Below are 18,914 nucleotides of genomic sequence, written 5' to 3'. Positions count from 1 at the left end.
AAATGAAAATGAGAAATTTTTTTACAGCACTTTTTATAACTTTTTTCGCCACGCTTTCGGCACAAGTACAGTTTGAAGCGAGAGTGAACAAACAAAGTGTGGCACAAAACGAGCGTTTCAGAATTGAATTTGCCATGAACGAAGATGGTGACAATTTTGTGCCACCAAGCTTCGAAGGCTTCAGAATTGTTGGCGGTCCAAGTCAGCAGGTTAGCCAATCGTGGATTAACGGGAAAGCCTCATTTCAAAAATCGTACATCTATATTTTACTTCCCACACAAAAAGGAAATCTTACCATTAAACAAGCTTCAATTGAAATTCATGGGCAAATTTATAAAACTTCGCCTGTAAAAATCAACGTTACTAACGCAGTAGAACAACCGCAAGATCCTTATGCCAATCCTTACGGAAATCCATATGGAAATCCATATCAACAGCAACAACAGCAGCAGTATCAACCTCCAGCAGACGGAGGAATTCATTTGGTAGCCGAAATTTCGAACGAAAATCCTTACGTAAACCAACCCATTACCGTGGTTTATAAATTGTACGTGAGCCACAATTCTAGTGTTAGAAACTGGCGCGAGTTGCAAAGTCCGAAGTTTAATGATTTTTGGAGCCAAAATATCGACATCAAAAATTTAGTGGTTGAGGAAGGAAAATTTAAAGGCGAAAATTACCGTTATGTCGTGTTGCGTAAAACGGTTTTGTACCCACAAAAGTCAGGTAAATTAACCATCGAACCACTTTCGCTTGACATTGCCATAGACCAACCAACCGGAAAACGTGACATCTTCGGACGACCACATTTTGTACCAACGAACAAAACGGTTTCGGCTGGAAAAAGATCCATCAACGTGAGAAGCCTTCCCGAAAATGGAAAACCAGAAGATTTTGGAGGAGCTGTAGGCAAATTTAATTTTGTGGTAAAACCTTCAAAAACGGAGTTGAAACACGGAGAAACATTAGAACTGGAAGTTTCGGTTTCTGGGAATGGAAATTTAAAATTATTTAATTTGCCAAAACCAATTGTGCCAAGTGCCTTTGAGATGTATGATCCGGTTCATAATGAGCAGGTTTCAACGCCACTTTCGGGAATGCAAGGAAAAATTTCTGACAAATATACCATCGTACCACAATTTCAAGGTGATTACACCATCAAAGGTTTAACTTTTTCTTATTTTGATTTAAGTTCAAATTCTTATAAAACCATTACTTCTAACGATGTCAATGTAAAAGTTTTAGACGGTCCAATTGCCGGAAATGATGTGGCAAATACTTCAGAATCAGCAGAAAAAAAAGCAGTTAAAACTGTAAATCAGTTTAAATTTATCGCCTTAAAAACCAATTTGATAAACATAACATCAGAAGATTTTTTAGGTTCGCCATTATTTTATGGATTGATGATAGTGCCATTTTTGTTGATTCCGATTATCATTCTTGCCAGAAAGAAAAAAGAAGCCATCGACAGTGACATCGTGGGCAACAAACGTAGATTGTCGAGTAGATTAGCAAAAAAATATTTGGCGGAAGCCAGAAAACAAATTGCTAACAAAGAAGCATTTTACATCGCGCTGGAAAAAGCGTTACATAACTTCTTGAAAGCAAAATTACACATTGAAACTTCGGAAATGAGCAAAGAAAAAATCCGTGAAATTTTGCTAGAAAAAAATGCCAAACCCGAAACGATTGAGGATTTTATCAACCTCAGCGAAAGTTGCGAATTTGCCCGTTATGCACCATCATCTTCCACCGCTATTCAGGAAGATTATGAACGTGCCGGAAGCATCATTTCTGAACTCGAAAAGCAAATTTCTTAAGTCAAAAAAAATTATGATGAAGAATTTAGCCTACATATTATTATTGATATCGCAATTTTCTTGGGCACAAGATGCTTTCGTTAAAGGAAATAATTTCTATGAAAAAGAAAATTATGAGCAAGCTATCCAGCAATATGAGTTGGTTTTAAAGGAAAAAAAACATTCGGCAGAATTGTATTTCAATCTCGGAAACGCCTATTACAAACTCAATAAAACGGCTCCTGCGATTTATAATTTTGAAAAAGCTTTGTTGTTGAATCCCGGTTTTTCCGATGCCAAAAATAATTTGCAATTTGCCCAAAACCGAACCATCGATGCCATCAAACCTGTAGAAAAAACAGGGTTTAACAATTGGTTTAACCAATTTTTAGCCTCGCATACTCATAACGGTTGGGCGACGATTGCGGTAGCTTTCTCCATTTTATTTTTACTCTTTTTTATCGGTTATTATTTTACCTCAAAAACCTGGTTAAAGCGAACTTTCTTCACGCTTTTATTGCTGTCTTTTGTGGCGATGATTGTGATGGTTAGTTTGGCTTTCGCCGAAAAATCTCGTTTTGAAAATGATCGTCCGGCCATTGTATTCCAATCTGTTTTAGTGGTAAAAGCCGAACCAAAAGAAAATGCCACTGACGCTTTCATCATTCACGAAGGAACACGTGTTCAAGTTTTGGAAGAATTAAACAATTGGCAAAAAATTCAGTTGGCAGACGAAAAAGAAGGTTGGGTTTTAAAAAATGCAGTAAAAGAAATTAAGTAGTTATTTCTTCGTTTTTCAACGCATCAAACCATTCTTGAAAAACCGGATAGACAATTTCGGAAACTTTTAAAATAGGATTGTAAAATAACGAATTGTCCAGCGTTTCTTGTTTGGCAATTACATTTGTTGAATTTATTTTTGCAAAAAGCGTCAATACGAAACTTAAAATTACGCACATTTTAAGTACCCCAAAAATGGCTCCGGCAATTTTATTTACCAGTCCCAAAGAAGCCAGACTTGCAATGGAAGTAAAAAATTTTCCGAGCAAAGAAACACCCAAAACCACCAAAATAAAAGTGATGATAAATGCCCAAATCGCAATGTTTTTCGGATTCCAGGAAAACCAATCACTTAAAATTTCGGCGGTAAAAAATGAAAATTTAATAGCAACGTACAAGCCCAAAAGCAGCGAAAAAAAAGAAGCGACTTCCACAAAAAAGCCGTTGAAAAGCCCACGAATTGCTCCATAGGCCAAAATAATTCCGAGAACAATATCTAAAAATCCCATATTGCGGTATAAATGTGTGGCAAGATAAAAGTCTTTCTCAACAAAAACAAAAACAAGCGTATCTTTGCCCTGACACTTTAAAAAAGCTGACAAAAATGTCTCGAGATATACAACTTAAAGAACGCTGGGAGAATCTGGTGCAAAAACTTTCGGCTCAATTTGCTGATGGTGATGAACTTGACTTAGATTCAATCATCTATTTAATTGGCGTTCAAGAACTTGGAAAAGTTCATCAAAAATTTAAGAAAGACGAAAAAGTTAATTTAATGCACATTGCCATTTGCCGTTTACTCGAACCTTATGGTTTTTACGAATTTGATTTTTTTGACCGCGACGGTTGGCCACATTACAAAGTAAAGGAAGAATTGCCATCACTAAAAGCCGGTGAACAAACGGTTTTAATGAAAGAAGCTATAGTTAATTATTTTTTAGAACGACATTTTATTGATTAAAAACTTGGCTTTCCATTTCGTTTAAAAATAGTAAATTTGCACTCTTACAAAATGTACCAATGATTGACAAAATAAAAAATTATATTGCCGAAGCAGAAGCTTTCCAAACCACTTCAAAAGAAGAACTTGAAGCTTTTCGAATTAAATTTCTCGGAAGCAAAGGCCTTTTGAAAGATTTTTTTACCGAATTTAAAAATGTTCCAAACGAGCAAAAAAAAGAGTTCGGTCAAGTCATCAATGCATTAAAATCTGCCGCCGAAGAAAAGATAAAAACCCTTCAAGAAACCTTTGAAAACCAGCAAGAATCCGCCGGAATTTATGGCGATCTTTCCCGTCCGGGAGAACCATTCGCTATTGGTTCGCGCCACCCAATTTCTATCGTAAAAAATCAAATGATTGATATTTTTTCGCAAATTGGTTTCAACGTTTCCGAAGGTCCCGAAATTGAAGACGATTGGCACAATTTCACCGCGTTAAACCTTCCGGAATACCATCCGGCAAGAGATATGCAAGACACTTTTTTCATTCAAACTAATCCAGATGTGTTGTTAAGAACACATACCTCATCAGTTCAGGTTCGCTACATGGAAAATAACAAGCCGCCAATCCGAACCATTTCGCCAGGTCGCGTTTTTCGTAACGAAGCCGTTTCCTCGCGTTCGCATTGCATTTTTCACCAAGTCGAAGGCTTGTACATCGATAAAGACGTTTCATTTGCCGATTTGAAGCAAACTTTGCTCTATTTCACTAAGGAAATGTTCGGAAAATCTAAAATCCGCCTTCGTCCGTCCTACTTTCCATTTACCGAACCAAGTGCCGAAATCGACATTTATTGGGGTCTAAAAACTGAAACCGATTATCGAATTACCAAAGGAACCGGCTGGCTCGAAATTGGCGGTTGCGGAATGGTAGATCCAAACGTGCTTAAAAATTGCGGCATCAACCCTGAAGAATTTACAGGTTTCGCCTTCGGAATGGGAATCGAAAGAATTGCCATGTTGTTATACCAAATTGGCGACATCCGCATGTTTTACGAAAATGATATCCGCTTTTTAGAGCAATTTAAAACCAGCATTTAAAGGCGATAAGCTTTAAGCAGAAGGCAATAATCAAAGTTTTGGGAAAACTTCGTACTGAAAACTGATTACCAAAAGATTTTTTCGGAGCGATCCCAACGCATCGGGACAGGCATTTTCAGCTCCCGAAGCATAGGAACATTTTCCCGCTTTCTACACTAGCTTTTCTCTAAAAAAAGCTTTGTTTTCAGGGAGAGAAAAAGATTACTTTGCTGCAATCGGGGCTAAAAAATTATCCTTAAAAACGAGACCGTCAAACCATAACTTTAATTTCTTTGGCATCAACCTTAAACTTTGAACGTTAAACTTGAAACTAAAAAAATGAAAAAAGACATCATCATCCCAAAAGTAGAAAATGTATTCCTTGCTGCAGTTCAGGAATGGAACGACGATTTCATGGAAAAAGTTTGGAACGTTTACCTCATCAACGACTCAGATTTTGACCTCGATAGCGTGATGGTGGTTTCAAAAGCTTTTGGAACAATTGATGGTGAAATGAAAAAAACGTCGTTGCTTCGTCATGCATTTGTGCAAATTCCTTCGGTTTCCGTAGTAAAAGTTGAGATGGTCGAAAAAAGCGTTTTGGCACTCAACAACGAATTTATGATTACTTATTTCATTGGAAACACTTTATACGACAAAAAATTTATTTTCCGTACCAACACCATCAACGAACGCGCTACGGAAGAAGTGCCAATTTTGTTTGTTCCTGGAGTTATTGTGAGGTAAATATATAGCGGCTGCTTGCGTTTTTTATTCTTTATTTTTCCCTTCAATTCTTTAAGCAGATATTTCCATTTTTCACCTATGAAGAAAAGTATGGGTTTAAATTATTATTCCTTGACCGGAAATACCAAAGACGCCACAACCGATAAAATCAAAACGCCTCCCACAACCATTAAAGAAACTGGCGATGGCACGTGAAAAAACGGATTGATCAACATTTTTACCCCAATAAAAGCTAAGATAATTGCTAAGCCATATTTCAATCGACTAAACATGTGCATAAAGTTTGCCAATAAAAAATACAAAGCTCTTAAACCTAAAATCGCAAAAATATTAGAGGTGTAAAGGATAAATGGGTCATCTGGAGCAATCGCAAAAATAGCCGGAATGGAATCTACCGCAAAAATTAAATCGGTGAATTCAATAACTGCAACCACTACTAACAAAGGCGTTGCCATTCTTACACCATTTTTTACGGTAAAAAATTTATCGCCATCATAGTTGTCACTCACTTTAAAAAATTTATGTACAATTCTGGCTCCCGGACTTTTAGAAAAATCTTTGTCGCCATCATCGTCATCGCTGGCAAACCAAGATTTGATTCCGGCAATTACTAAAAATATCCCAAAAATTGAAAGAATCACATTGATTTTCACCATTTGACCAAAAATCTCCATTTCTGGCAAATAAGTGAGGTTGATGAGTTTGACGCCCGTGAAAATAAAGATTGCCCTAAAAACCAAAGCCCCAATAATTCCCCAAAACAACACCTTGTGATGTAAATGTTTTGGCACATTAAAATATCCGAAAACCAAGATAAACACGAACAAATTATCAACCGAAAGCGCTTTTTCAATCCAATATGCCGATTGAAATTGTGTAAAACGGTCAACTCCCATCAAGTAATAAATAATAGCGCTAAAACCCATTGCCATGGAAATCCAAACGATGGACCAAATCAACGCTTCGCGATTAGAAACCACGTGGCTTTTTTTGTTAAAAACACCCAAGTCTAATAAAAGCATTACGAAAATTGCAATACCAAAACCAGTTAAAATTCCGGGATGATTAATAAGGTGATCGTGTTGACCTGTTTGCATATACATTAGTTTAAGTGGAGATTAATCAAGTTTATCGGTCAGTTTTTTAAATACATTTTTGGGTTCTTTACCTTCGTATAAGATTCCGTAAACTGCATTGATAATGGGTGTTTTTGCTCCTAAGTTTTCATTTAATTTATACGCGCTTTTGGTAGCATAATAACCCTCGGCTACCATACTCATTTCCATCATGGCAGATTTTACAGTATAACCTTTACCAATCATATTTCCAAACATTCTATTTCGTGAAAAAATTGAATAACCGGTTACTAATAAATCTCCTAAATATGCCGAATCGTTGATGTTACGCTTCATTTTGTGCACTTTGCGAATAAACTTTTTCATTTCGCGAATCGCGTTGCTCATCAACAATGCCTGAAAATTATCGCCGTACCCCAATCCATGAGCCATTCCCGCAGCAATTGCATAAATATTTTTGAGCATTGCCGCATATTCTGTTCCTACAATATCATCAGAAATTTTAGTTTTAATATAATTTCCGCTTAAATTTTCAGCCATGATTTCGGCTTTTTCCGCATCTCCACATGCAATTGTAAGATAAGAAAGTCGCTCCATTGCTACTTCTTCTGCATGACAAGGCCCCGTAATTACCCCAATATTATCGTACGGAATATTATAAATTTCGTGAAAATGTTCGCCAACAATCAAACTCGTTTCAGGAACAATTCCTTTGATGGCCGAAAAAATAATTTTATCGCTTAAATTAACTGTTAGTTTTTCTAACTCTTTGCTCAGAAACGCCGACGGAATCGCAAAAATCACATAATCCGCATAAGCAATTGCATCATCAAGATTGCTGGTTAACCTTATTTTTGAAGTATCAAATTCTACCGAACTCAGGTAATTTGGATTATGTTTATATTCCTTAATATGATTAATTGCCACTTCATTTCGCATGTACCAAGCAATTTCAGCAAGATTTACGCATAGCATTTTTGCAATTGCGGTTGCCCAGCTTCCGCCACCAATTACAGCAAATTTAACGGGATGATCCATTTCTTAAGTTTGGGTTTGTTCGCTCAAAAATACTCAAATTCCCACGAACATCGCAACAAAAAACAAGTCTTTAGTCAAATTTTATCAGAAACCACTTCTTAAAATATTGCTCCAATTCACTTTTAACTTAATATTATGATTTTCAACACAATGCAATACCAGTTTTTGCGTTTTCAATATTGAGTTGGTTACAACGCATACGTTAAAGCTTGCAATTTTTTGAATGGTTATTGCAAGAGTTAAAATTTGTTTTTGGTGTTTTGATAAAGGCACTCTCTGAAAATTTTTTTCGGGAGTGCCTTTTGATTTTTTCGTGTTTTTTTTTTGGAGCAACACTTGGTTTTGTATTTTAATTGTAAATCCCGCTATTCGCTTCAACCCGAAGAAAAATCGGGTTTTCGCTGCTATCGGGGCATAAGAGCTTTCTTTAAACGCTCGCCACTTTGCGTGCCGACAAACGTATAAAAAATGCATAGTCTCTAAGTACTGGGAAAGCTTTTAATAACTCATTTCCACGATTTCTTTTACTTTTTCAAGCGTAATATTTTGGCGTTCACCCATGGCTTTCCAACCTCGTTTCTCAAAGCGATTTACTACAAATTCAGCCGTTGATGAGTAGTTTTGTGTATATTCTGAAAGCCTGGTTTGCATCCCCATTTTGTGGAAAAAAGTTACGGTTTTTTCTATGGCTTCTTTTGCAGTTTCCTCTATAGTTTTGTTTTGAATATTCCAAACTCTCTCGCCATATTGTGCTAGTTTTTCTTTTTTTGATTCAAACATTACGCGGTATAAATTAGGTCCGATGATGGCCAAAGTTCTTGCATGGTCAATTTCAAAAAGTGCGGTAAGTTCGTGGCCAATCATGTGTGTTGCCCAATCGGTTGGGACGCCTTTTTGGATAAGCCCATTTAGCGCCATTGTGCAACTCCACATATAATTTGATGCCAATTTATAATCCGTAGGATTTTCCACAACATCTGGACCAATTTCTATAAGTGTTTGTAAAATTCCTTCCGAAATTCGGTCTTGCAACATGGCATCGTGAGGATACGTAAGGTATTGTTCAAACACGTGCGTAAAAGCGTCAACAATTCCATTTTGAATCTGACGTTTTGGTAAAGAAGCCACCACCTTCGGATCGCAAATTGAAAATTTTGGGAACAATGCCGAACCTCCAAACGACAATTTTTCCTGCGTTTCATTAATGGTAATAACAGCGCCAGAATTCATTTCACTTGCAGTTGCAGGCAAAGTGAGGACAGTTCCGAAAGGCACCACTTCATCCATATTTTTTATTAGAAGTCGTTTGTGAAGAATATCCATTGGGTTTCCGGAGAATTTTACGGCTGCAGAAATGAATTTAGTACCGTCAATAACAGAACCTCCACCAACAGCAAGAATGAAATCAATGTTTTGTTCGCGAATAATTTCCACTGCTTTCATTAAGGTTTCGTAACGCGGATTGGGTTCAATTCCTCCAAATTCGGTTAGGTTATAATCCTTTAAAGCTGTAATTACCTGATTATAAACATCATTCTTAAAGATGCTTCCCCCGCCATAAGTGATGAGAATCTTGGCATTTAGAGGAATTAATTCTGAAAGTTTTGCGATTTGGTTTTTCCCGAATACAAGATTTGTCGGGTTATATAATTCGAAGTTAAGCATATTTATAAATTTTGAACAAATTTACAAAACCACTCGCTTAAATCTGGTAAAGCTTTGTTAAGGTCTATTTTTTGTAAAACAAATTATGGTCGATATATTCCCAAACTTTCGAAGAAAGTAACGGCTTTACGTTTTTGTCGGCTTTAATATTTTCGCGAATATCTGTAGAAGAAATTTCTACGATTGGCGCTTTTACCTTTTTTATTCTTGGATGATTAATCAGTTCTTTATCAATGGTTTCGGTATTGATACGTGGATAGACGAAAATGTTGTGTCGCGCTAATATTACTTGGTAATTTTTCCACTTATGAAGTGAATTAAGGTTGTCTTCGCCCATAATTAAGGAAAATTCATATTCGGGGAATTTTTCCTCCAAATGTACCAAAGTATTCACAGTATAATTGGGTTGAGGCAACTTAAATTCGATATCCGAAGGTTTGATTTTATGATAATCTTCTGTTGCTAAAAAAACCATTTGCAACCGATGATGATCATCCAGCAATGTGCTTTTCTTTTTATGCGGATTATGTGGCGTTACTACCATCCAAATTTGGTCTAAATCCGAAAATTCTGCCATGTGGTTGGCGATAATCAAATGCCCAACATGAATGGGGTTAAACGTTCCGAAATATAAGCCTATTTTCATTTTTTTCAGAGTTGAAGAGTTTCAAGTTGCAGAGTCTCAAAGTTTCAGAGCAAAAATTCGAGCCAAAAAAAACTTTGCAACTCTGTCACTATGCTACTTTGCTACTTCTCAAATCATTTTCAAATAATCATGCACCAGTTTATATGCATCCGTTTTAGCGATTTCAAGGTCGTAGTTTTTCAAAATCACATCAAAATTTTGCGCTTTGGCGATTTCTTTTTCGGCTTTTGCCAATCGCATTGCAATTTTTTCATCGCTTTCGGTTTGACGGTAACGCAACCTTCTTTCCAATTCTTCAACCGAAGGTGGACTTACGAAAATAGCCAAGGTTTGTTTCGGAAATTGTTCCTTTATTTTTAATCCTCCTATAACATCGATGTCGAAAATCACGTGTTTTCCCGTTGCCCAAATGCGTTCAAGTTCACTTTTTAACGTGCCGTAGAAATTATCTTTGTACACTTCTTCATATTCTACAAAGGCATTTTCCTTAATTTTCTGCTGAAATTCTTCGTTTGATAAAAAATAATAGTCACGACCATGTACTTCTTCTCCCCTTTTTTCGCGCGAAGTCGCCGAGATTGAAAAATCAAGGTGTAGTTCTTTTTGATCAAGAAGGTATCTAACAATTGTGGTTTTTCCGGAACCTGATGGAGCTGAAAATACCAGTAATTTTCCGTTATTCATTGTGTTTTGCTTTAAGCTTAAGCCATATAGCTTTAGGCTAAGTGGGTTCTAATTATCGGTTTTTATGGTTTTTTTTACAGCACGTTGAGCACTTGCTCTTTTATTTTTTCGAGTTCGTCTTTCATTTGAACCACCAATTTCTGCATTTGAGCATGATTAGATTTCGAACCCATAGTGTTAATTTCGCGACCAATTTCTTGTGTGATAAATCCCAGTTTTCTACCATTGGCTTCTTTTCCCGCAAGGGTTTCTATGAAATAATTTAGGTGGTTTTCAAGCCGAACTTTTTCTTCGGTAATATCGTATTTTTCGAGGTAAAAAATCAATTCTTGCTCAAATCTATTTTCGTCAACATTTACGCTTAACTCTTCAATGGCGGTTTTTAATCGGGTTTTTACCGTGGCAATGCGTTCGCCGTCTAAAGCTACAGTTTCGTTCATTAACTTTAATATATTAGCAATGCGAAGCAAAAATTCTCTTTCGAGCGCCACACCTTCGGTGGTGCGGAAATTGATAATGTTTTCCAAAGCTTTTTCCACAACGCCTTCAATGGTTTTCCACTCGTTTTCGTCAATTTCTTCGCGTTCAGTTTTTAAAGCATCGGGCATTCTCACCGCCATTTTAAGCAGTTCGGTAGCATCGCCGTTAACCACTTCTTGCAATTGGCTAATGTAGGATTTAACAATGGGAACATTAATTTTTGACGAAGTTTCTTCTCCAGTAATTTCAATATAAAGCGAAAAATCAATCTTGCCACGTTCTAAAGCCGAAGCAATTTTGTTGCGAAGTCCAAGTTCCATTTCGCGGTAAACTGATGGCGTACGAACATTTAGGTCCAAACCTTTGCTGTTCAAGGATTTTATTTCAACGGTTATTTTTTTGGTTGGCAATTGAAGCGTTGCTTTTCCAAAACCGGTCATTGACTGTATCATATTTTCGAAAAAAAATAAATAGCTACAAAGATAATGAAATTGTGCTTGCCAAGCGGTATTTACACCCGAGATTGTTAGCCTTGTAATGCTTTGTGTACTTCTAAAATATTTTTTTGGCTGTTGCCAATGTAAATTTTACCCTCAATGACAAAAACCGGCCGACTCAAAAAAGTGTAATGTTTGAGCAAATATTTTTTAAAATCTGCTTCGGTAAGTTTTTGGTCTTTAAGATTTAAGGATTTATACAATTGTGCCTTTCGGCTGAAAAGTGCTTCGTAACTTCCTCCTAAATCTTTCAACTCATCCACTTCTTTTTCGGTTAAAGGATTTTGACGAATGTCATGATATTGCAAATCATTTTCTGGCAGGTTTTTGATTATTTTCCGGCAGGTATCGCAAGAGGCGAGGTAATAAATTTTGTTCATTATTTGTTAGAATTTAAGCAAAGAAACAAAACTTTATTTCAATAGAAGGTTTCCTTCCAACTGATTGTACGGAATTAAAACTTCTTTGGCACCTTCTACATAAGCGGCAACTTCGTAAGTATTGTAGTACAAAAGCAAACCGTCTTTGGTGAAAAAAATATTTTGCGGCAACGCAAATTTCTCGCCTTCAAACATTAATCCTGTTTTGTTGATGGGGTCGTTAGCACCAATTTTATATTTTTCTCTGAATAATTTTTCGGCCATGGCCAACAAAGAAGCTTCGTCTTTGATGTAATCTTTTAATTTCAACTCTTTCCCGGTTTTGGCATCAAACAAAAGCGAGCGAATGCCTTGATAACCGTGAGCTCCACCGGTAAACATATAATTTTCAACGGAAACATTGATTACATTTTCAGTTTCGTAGGTAATTTTCGCATCAATTTTGGCTTCCCAACCCGCTCTTTCGTCTGGATATTTTTGTTTCAAATTTTCGTACGAAGCAATAAACTTGTCCATGATTTCTTGGTAAGTCTTGCTGTTGGTGGGTTTTTCACCAAAATAAACAATGCTTCTCACGGTATTGAAAATTTTATTATTGATGCTATCGGCCGCAACTGGAACATTTTCAGCCGTTGGAACCGAAATTTTTACGGTCGCACAAACGTCTTGATCACACGGCAATGTGGTTTTCTTTTCAAAATTTTCTGTTTTAAAAGAAAGTGTTCCTGCAGTTTCCGGATTTTCTTTCGGATCTTTTTTGCAACCTACAAACGATAAGGCGATTAGGGAAATCAAACAAAGATTTTTCATGGCTGTGGTGTGTTAATTATTTATAAAGTTAGGGGTTTTGTCCAAAAATTAAACAGTAAATTTGCCCAAAATATTGAAATTTAAATAATCATTTATATGAAATTTAACACTAAAACCATACACGGAAACCAGCACCACGATCCTTCAACTGGAGCTGTGATGCCGCCAGTTTATCAAACCTCAACTTATGTGCAATCCAGTCCAGGGAAACCTTTGGGAGATTATGAATACAGTCGTGCAGCAAACCCAACCAGAACGGCTCTTGAAGACGCTTTGGCAAGTATTGAAAACGGGGCAAAAGGCTTGGCTTTTTCGTCTGGTTTGGCAGCAACAGATTGTTTGTTGCGTTCGTTAAAAGCAGGTGATGAAGTGATTGCAATGGACGATTTATACGGCGGAACGTACCGAATGTTTACTAAAATTTACAAAGATTCTGGAATTAAATTTCACTTCGTGGACATGAACGATTTAGAGAAATTTCGTTCGTTGATTAATGAAAATACAAAGTTGGTTTGGGTAGAAACGCCAACGAATCCTTTGATGAAATTAGCTGATATTGAAGCCATTGCCAAAATTACCAAAGAAAAAAAATTACTTTTTGCAGTTGACAATACTTTTGCAACGCCATATTTACAAAAACCGCTTGATTTAGGAGCTGATGTGGTGATGCATTCTGCAACAAAATATTTAGGCGGGCATTCTGATGTGATTGCCGGAGCTTTGATTATTAAAGACAAAGATTTGGCAGAACAATTGCATTTTCAGCAGTTTGCCACTGGCGCGACTTTAGGACCAATGGATTCTTTTTTGGTTTTGAGAGGAATCAAAACGTTGCATTTGCGTGTGCAAAGACATTGCGAAAACGGTGAAAAAGTAGCGGCTTTCTTAAGCGAACATCCAGCTATTGAAACTGTTTTTTATCCGGGATTGAAAAATCATCCGTTTCATGAAATTGCCAAAAAACAAATGCAAAATGGTTTCGGGGGAATGGTTTCGTTTACTTTTAAATCTGGGAAAAAAGAAGATGCAATTTCTTTTTTAGAAAAATTAAAAATTTTCACGTTGGCAGAATCTTTGGGAGGTGTTGAATCTTTGGCCAATCATCCGGCTTTGATGACTCACGCTTCAATTCCGGAGGATAAGAGACAAGAAATCGGAATTTCTGACGACTTGGTTCGTTTGAGTGTTGGAATTGAAGATATCGACGATTTATTGGAAGATTTAAAGCAGGCTTTGGCTTAAATTTTTTTAATTCAAAATACAATCACCTCAAGAATATAATTTTTTGGGGTGATTTTTTTTATGCCAAAGTCAGAAATGTTTCTATAACCGAAATTTTTCACCTGAACTGGGGTTGCGTTAACGGTTGAAGCGGCATCCTTTTTATCAATTGCTTGTGGTTCCAATCACAAGCGATAATAAAAGATACAGCGTCCCGAAGCTTCGGGATTGACACCTTTTTGCAGGATTTTTCTTGCTTATTGTGAAGTTATAAATCGAGGAAGGCCCAAAAAAATCCCGATGCAAACAATCGGGAATGTATTTTATAATTCTTGAATGAGTAGCCAGGCTTCGGCGTTTTCGGTTTTTTGAATTTTTTTCATTTCCGTTTGGGCTTCCGCAAGCGTGGTGAAACTGCCGTACAAAACAGGGTGTAATCCGTGACGGTTTTTGTCGATTCGGCGGGCTTTGAAACCTTTGGCACTCAATTTTTCAAAAATTTTCTGCGCGTTATTTTCATTTCGAAAAGCGCCGGCAACGATGTGGTAATTGAGTTTTTGCTCTTTTACCGAAAGTGTCACAGCGGGAAGTGGCGTCTCGATAAAAAACGTGGCTTCCTGAATTTTATCCTGCACTTTTTTCTGCACTTCTTTTTGCACCATCAAATTTTCGGCCGCAATATTGTCTTGGTAATTATTGTAAAAATTATTGGCAAAAAAACCTGCCGTTCCTAAGCCTAACACGAAAATCGCAGCGTATTTAAAGTAAGGTCGAGAAGTTTTTTCGGGTTCTAATTGCAATACCGGAATTTCTTGTGCAGCAGTTTCGGTTTCAGCAAAAATTTCTCTTGTGATTGCCGGCGAAACAAAACTATTTAACCCGAAAGATCCGGTGAAATAATTAATGGTTTCTGAGGGTTCGAAACGCAGATTTCCTTCGGTGTTTAATGAAAATTGACCGATGTTATTTAAGGTTAAAGGTTGGTTATTCTGGAGTTCATTTTTCCAAGATTCCACCGCATTGTTGATGTCTTGCACCGCATTTTCGTAAGAAATTTTTTCGTTTTGCGAAATATGCGTTGCCAAAAGACCGTCGTTGTTTTTTAGATTTCCGTTAAAAGAAATAATTTTTCTGGGCGGATAAAATGCCGAATTGCTTTCTAACAGTCGTGCAGGTTGCATTTCTGTAAGAAAAGCCCCAAATCCGGGAACGGTTACACATTGGTAGCGATACAATAATTGCGATATGTGGTGCTCAATTTTCATAAAAACAAAATTACAGTTTCGGGTGGTTTTTTAAAATTTTATCAACAAATTTTATTAACAATTTCAGTGATTTTTCTTTTCTTTGAGTTTCAATTATTTGCCATGAACGACGAAACACTTTTTTATATATTAGCCTTACAAAAAGTAGAATTGGTAGGAGATGTTGTTGCCAAAAAACTCCTCAATCACTTTCCAAACCCAAAGGAAATCTTCGAGAGTAAACCTCAGAAAATCTTGTCGATTGATAATGTAGGAACGGTTTTGGTGAAAAACCTGCAGAACAAAACCGTTTTTGAAAAAGCCGAAGCCGAACTGAAATTTATCCGCGAAAATAATCTTGATACTTATTATTTTTTAGACGAAAAATATCCGGAGAAATTAAAACATTGCATTGATGGTCCTATTTTAATGTTTGGTTCGGGAAACATGAATTTTAACGACCGAAAAGTGATTAGCATTGTGGGAACCCGCCAAATTACTTCGTACGGAACAGAATCTTGCCGAAAAATTATTGAAGATTTGGCGCCGTTAAATCCGTTGATTGTAAGCGGTTTTGCTTATGGCGTGGATATTGTGGCACATCAAGCGGCAATGGATTTTGGGTTGCAAACCGTTGGTGTTTTGGCTCATGGTTTGAACCAAATTTACCCAAAAGTTCATAAAAAATATGTGGCAAAAATGGAGCAAAACGGTGGTTTTCTCACCGATTTTTGGAGCACTTCAAATCCGGACAGGGAAAATTTTATTCGCAGAAACCGCATTGTCGCTGGAATGGCAGAAGCGACGCTTGTGATTGAATCTGCGGAAAAAGGTGGTTCGCTCATTACGGCAAATATTGCCAACGATTACAACCGCGATGTTTTTGCACTTCCCGGACGAGCTACTGATAAATACAGCCAAGGTTGCAATACTTTGATTAAAACGCAAAAGGCAAATTTGATGACTTCTGCCGCGGATGTGATTTATTTGATGAATTGGGATTTAAAACAAGAAACCGCAAAACCGGTGCAAAAACAACTTTTCGTAGAACTCGATGACGACGAAAAACTAATTTACGATTTCCTCCAAAAAAACGGCAAAGAACTGTTAGACATCATCGCCATAGAATGTGGTTTCCCGGTTTACAGAATTTCTTCTATTTTGTTAAATATGGAACTCAAAGGTGTGATTCGGCCGTTGCCAGGGAAAATGTTTGAGGCAGTATGATGGAAAAATTTTGCTTCTTGAAAAAACTCTGCGATGGTCTTCCGACCTCGCAGCAATAAAACTGTTACAATTATTGTTAAATTTGGTAAAAAAATAGATTTTGGAAAAAGGATATACTCCTAATCATCAAAGTATAACTTCCAAATTGACACGGAGTTGAACTGGAAGTAACAGCTGCGAGGTCGGGAGACCATCGCAGAGCAAAGCGCTATAAAGGAAGATCTCGGAGAGCGGGAATTAGACAAACGGATACTTTACACGAGTTATTTTAAATTAGCAATGGATTATGAAAACTGTAAGAATAAATAATGTTATCTTGTCCAATATTATTGGGTTGTTATTTCTATCTTCTTGTGGTAAAAAAAATGTTATTACAGATACTGTAATTTCTCAATCAGTAGTTGAACATAATCAGGATACTATCACATATAAAATAAATTTAAATGGTGAGGATTCCAAATCTACATTGTATACAGTTAGAGATCTTTACGCAGGGCGTGTAAATTTAGGAGCTTATAATTCTCAAAAAGAAATTGAAGCTTTAAAATTACATAAAGAAAATAGTTTGACGCCGCTATATTTGAAATATACTGTTTCATTAAAACGGAACGATTACATTATTAAGCTATGGGAAATTAATATGATAAATACTGAAAATATCGAATACCCCATACTGGAACAGGGAGCTACAATAAATAAACATTTTGACGATATTTCAAAAAAAGTCGTTTATTCAAGTGTTAAGGATATTGTAAGAATAAAACTTAAAAGAGATGAGTACCAAGATTTTGAATGTCTTAATTTTAGAATTAATAGTGATAATACTTGGGAACTTATCTCAAAAGAAAAATTGAACACAACTTTACAATTAAATAAAGGCTATTGCATAGACACAATAAGTAAAAATTTAAACAACGGGCATGCCGAGAATATAATAATTTTTCATCAAGCATTTGATAATTTTACTGGGGACTGCAGTTGCAATAATTAATATTTTATTTTGTTTGCGTTATATTTGATTAAACTAAAAATCCAAAGTGATTTGAAGATAAAGGAAACATTTATGAGAGTAATGATAGAGGTAGGACACGCCGCTCCTCGATGTGTTTTCCTCTAGTTAACACGGAGCTCTGCGATGGTCTCCCGACCTCGCAGCAAACAAACTGTTCCAATTATAATTAAATTTGAAAAAAATAGATTTTGGAAGAAGGATATGTTATAAGAAACCAAACATTACCGCATTTTATTACTGCCACAGTAGTAGACTGGATTGATGTATTTTCCAGAAAAGTTTATCGTGACGAAGTAATTAATTGTTTTGATTATTGTATCAAAAACAAAGGTATGGTTCTTTATGGCTACGTAATTATGAGCAATCATATTCATATGGTTGTTCAATCAAAAGACGGAAAATTATCAGATTTAATTCGTGATTTCAAAAAATATATAGCCAAGACAATATTGAGTAAAATTCAAACGGAAACCGAAAGTAGAAGAGAATGGATGTTAGAGCGATTTAAATTAGCCACTCAAAATCATAGCCGAAATAAAAACTACCAATTTTGGCAATATGGTAATCACCCGGAAGAAATTTTTACAAGCCAGTTTATGTGGTCGAAACTACATTATATTCATTTAAATCCTGTACGTGCCGGAATAGTTGAAAAAGCTTCACATTACCTTTATTCAAGTGCTTCCAACTATGTGAATGATGCTGGCTTGGTATTTATTGAAAAAGCAGATTTTCCTATTGTTGACGTGCTGAATTTGAATAATTTACAAAGATATGATTCGTATTAGTGATTGTTCCAAAAGCCTGCGAGGTCGGGAGACCATCGCAGAGCAAAGTGCTGTTAAAGGAAGATCTCGGAGAGCGGGTATTTATTGAAAAAGCCGATTTCCCAATTGTTGACGTGCTGAATTTGAATAATTTACAAAGATATGATTCGTATTAGTGATTGTTTCAAAAGCCTGCGAGGTCGGGAGACCATCGCAGAGCAAAGTGCTGTTAAAGATCTCGGAGAGCGGGGATCTATAAACTATCCTAAAGCATTAATTACTAAAAATTATGACCCAATTTATGGGATGAAAGATAGACGTCTTTTTTTCAATTTACTTAAGCAAATCCTTAATTATGATGAATGCAAAGATTAATTCATTTATATTCTGTATAATAATCGGTATCTTCAGTTGTGACAATAATAATAAAATGCAGAAACCCGAGAAATTTATTCTTATGGACGTAATAGGCGATTCAAAAATAGATACTTTAATAATGAAAAATAAAAACAATACAGAAATTTCCATTTTCAAAAACGGTAAAATTCATCCGATTATAAAACTTTATCCTTTAATAAAAGAAGAATTTTTGACGACGATGCCACCTATTGAAATGGTTTACTTAGAGGCAAATTATATTCAAACAAATAATAAAAGCTTGAGGATAAAGGTTAGAAATACAGATTTGCAACCGGATTGCTTTTTTATAGATATTTCGCTAAACCTGAAAGAAAGTTATATTCAAATTTAGGGGTATTAAATTCTACAGACAGTGTTTACATTAAAAGTAAAAAAGTAAATTACAAGCTTAAAGACATGATA

General features: G+C 36.1%; 20 protein-coding genes. 10 read left to right on the top strand and 10 right to left on the bottom strand.

Annotated features, from left to right (window positions below):
• Nucleotides 1–2 precede the first annotated feature (2 nt).
• Nucleotides 3–1,820: a BatD family protein gene (locus GV828_RS09425; protein ID WP_394350653.1), complete on the top strand. Its 1,818-nt coding sequence runs from the start codon at nt 3–5 to the stop codon at nt 1,818–1,820.
• Between the two features lie 13 nt (nt 1,821–1,833).
• Nucleotides 1,834–2,580 carry a tetratricopeptide repeat protein gene (locus GV828_RS09420; RefSeq protein WP_235935443.1) on the top strand — a complete coding sequence of 249 codons (747 nt, stop codon included), beginning with the start codon at nt 1,834–1,836 and terminating at the stop codon, nt 2,578–2,580.
• Here the strand turns inward: GV828_RS09420 and GV828_RS09415 are convergent.
• Nucleotides 2,573–3,088 carry a CvpA family protein gene (locus GV828_RS09415; protein ID WP_166537239.1) on the bottom strand — a complete coding sequence of 172 codons (516 nt, stop codon included), beginning with the start codon at nt 3,086–3,088 and terminating at the stop codon, nt 2,573–2,575. The two genes, GV828_RS09420 and GV828_RS09415, sit on opposite strands and share 8 nt — an antisense overlap.
• Nucleotides 3,089–3,183: 95 nt before the next feature.
• Between GV828_RS09415 and GV828_RS09410 the strand changes: the two genes are divergently transcribed.
• From GV828_RS09410 to GV828_RS09400, 3 genes are all read left to right on the top strand, one after another.
• Nucleotides 3,184–3,540, top strand: a complete 357-nt coding sequence (locus tag GV828_RS09410) for a hypothetical protein (RefSeq protein WP_166537238.1) — start codon at nt 3,184–3,186, stop codon at nt 3,538–3,540.
• Nucleotides 3,541–3,599: 59 nt separating this feature from the next.
• Nucleotides 3,600–4,619 carry a phenylalanine--tRNA ligase subunit alpha gene (gene pheS / locus GV828_RS09405; RefSeq protein ID WP_166537237.1) on the top strand — a complete coding sequence of 340 codons (1,020 nt, stop codon included), beginning with the start codon at nt 3,600–3,602 and terminating at the stop codon, nt 4,617–4,619.
• A gap of 318 nt (nt 4,620–4,937) precedes the next feature.
• On the top strand, nt 4,938–5,345 hold the full coding sequence (locus tag GV828_RS09400) for a hypothetical protein (RefSeq protein ID WP_166537236.1): 408 nt from the start codon (nt 4,938–4,940) through the stop codon (nt 5,343–5,345).
• A gap of 104 nt (nt 5,346–5,449) precedes the next feature.
• Here the strand turns inward: GV828_RS09400 and GV828_RS09395 are convergent, their stop codons facing one another.
• The 8 genes from GV828_RS09395 to GV828_RS09360 all read right to left on the bottom strand — a co-directional run bounded on the left by GV828_RS09395 (nt 5,450) and on the right by GV828_RS09360 (nt 12,621).
• Nucleotides 5,450–6,442: a TerC/Alx family metal homeostasis membrane protein gene (locus tag GV828_RS09395; protein ID WP_166537235.1), complete on the bottom strand. Its 993-nt coding sequence runs from the start codon at nt 6,440–6,442 to the stop codon at nt 5,450–5,452.
• 21 nt (nt 6,443–6,463) lie between these two features.
• Nucleotides 6,464–7,459: an NAD(P)H-dependent glycerol-3-phosphate dehydrogenase gene (locus tag GV828_RS09390; RefSeq protein ID WP_166537234.1), complete on the bottom strand. Its 996-nt coding sequence runs from the start codon at nt 7,457–7,459 to the stop codon at nt 6,464–6,466.
• 498 nt (nt 7,460–7,957) lie between these two features.
• Nucleotides 7,958–9,124, bottom strand: a complete 1,167-nt coding sequence (locus tag GV828_RS09385; RefSeq protein ID WP_166537233.1) for an iron-containing alcohol dehydrogenase — start codon at nt 9,122–9,124, stop codon at nt 7,958–7,960.
• A gap of 64 nt (nt 9,125–9,188) precedes the next feature.
• A complete protein-coding gene (nadD, locus tag GV828_RS09380; protein ID WP_166537232.1) occupies nt 9,189–9,770 on the bottom strand; it encodes a nicotinate (nicotinamide) nucleotide adenylyltransferase in 582 nt (193 codons plus the stop codon).
• Between the two features lie 108 nt (nt 9,771–9,878).
• The gene (gene gmk / locus GV828_RS09375; RefSeq protein ID WP_166537231.1) at nt 9,879–10,454 is read right to left on the bottom strand and encodes a guanylate kinase; all 576 of its coding nucleotides are present in this window, start codon (nt 10,452–10,454) and stop codon (nt 9,879–9,881) included.
• Between the two features lie 74 nt (nt 10,455–10,528).
• Nucleotides 10,529–11,386, bottom strand: coding sequence for a YicC/YloC family endoribonuclease (locus GV828_RS09370; protein ID WP_166537230.1), 858 nt, complete (start codon nt 11,384–11,386; stop codon nt 10,529–10,531).
• A 74-nt stretch (nt 11,387–11,460) separates the two neighbouring features.
• Nucleotides 11,461–11,811 (bottom strand): arsenate reductase family protein, encoded by a 351-nt coding sequence (locus GV828_RS09365; protein ID WP_166537229.1) that lies wholly within the window; start codon nt 11,809–11,811, stop codon nt 11,461–11,463.
• A 33-nt stretch (nt 11,812–11,844) separates the two neighbouring features.
• Nucleotides 11,845–12,621, bottom strand: a complete 777-nt coding sequence (locus tag GV828_RS09360) for a DUF3298 and DUF4163 domain-containing protein (protein ID WP_166537228.1) — start codon at nt 12,619–12,621, stop codon at nt 11,845–11,847.
• A 96-nt stretch (nt 12,622–12,717) separates the two neighbouring features.
• Between GV828_RS09360 and GV828_RS09355 the strand changes: the two genes are divergently transcribed.
• Entirely contained in the window at nt 12,718–13,863 is a 1,146-nt protein-coding gene (locus GV828_RS09355) for a cystathionine gamma-synthase (RefSeq protein ID WP_166537227.1), read from the top strand.
• Nucleotides 13,864–14,165: 302 nt separating this feature from the next.
• Here GV828_RS09355 and GV828_RS09350 read toward each other — a convergent pair whose 3' ends face one another.
• On the bottom strand, nt 14,166–15,107 hold the full coding sequence (locus GV828_RS09350) for an HU domain-containing protein (RefSeq protein WP_166537226.1): 942 nt from the start codon (nt 15,105–15,107) through the stop codon (nt 14,166–14,168).
• A gap of 102 nt (nt 15,108–15,209) precedes the next feature.
• On the opposite strand from GV828_RS09350, the gene dprA reads away from it, so the two are divergent.
• The 4 genes from dprA to GV828_RS09330 all read left to right on the top strand — a co-directional run bounded on the left by dprA (nt 15,210) and on the right by GV828_RS09330 (nt 18,843).
• The gene (dprA, locus tag GV828_RS09345) at nt 15,210–16,313 is read left to right on the top strand and encodes a DNA-processing protein DprA (protein WP_166537225.1); all 1,104 of its coding nucleotides are present in this window, start codon (nt 15,210–15,212) and stop codon (nt 16,311–16,313) included.
• 286 nt (nt 16,314–16,599) lie between these two features.
• Nucleotides 16,600–17,304: a hypothetical protein gene (locus GV828_RS09340; RefSeq protein ID WP_166537224.1), complete on the top strand. Its 705-nt coding sequence runs from the start codon at nt 16,600–16,602 to the stop codon at nt 17,302–17,304.
• 209 nt (nt 17,305–17,513) lie between these two features.
• Nucleotides 17,514–18,113 (top strand): REP-associated tyrosine transposase, encoded by a 600-nt coding sequence (locus GV828_RS09335; protein WP_166537223.1) that lies wholly within the window; start codon nt 17,514–17,516, stop codon nt 18,111–18,113.
• A gap of 436 nt (nt 18,114–18,549) precedes the next feature.
• On the top strand, nt 18,550–18,843 hold the full coding sequence (locus GV828_RS09330; RefSeq protein ID WP_166537222.1) for a hypothetical protein: 294 nt from the start codon (nt 18,550–18,552) through the stop codon (nt 18,841–18,843).
• Nucleotides 18,844–18,914 lie beyond the last annotated feature (71 nt).

The sequence above is a fragment of the Flavobacterium ichthyis genome, assembly GCF_009915155.1.
Lineage (GTDB): Bacteria > Bacteroidota > Bacteroidia > Flavobacteriales > Flavobacteriaceae > Flavobacterium > Flavobacterium ichthyis.
This window is presented reverse-complemented; position numbering and strand designations above follow the sequence as displayed.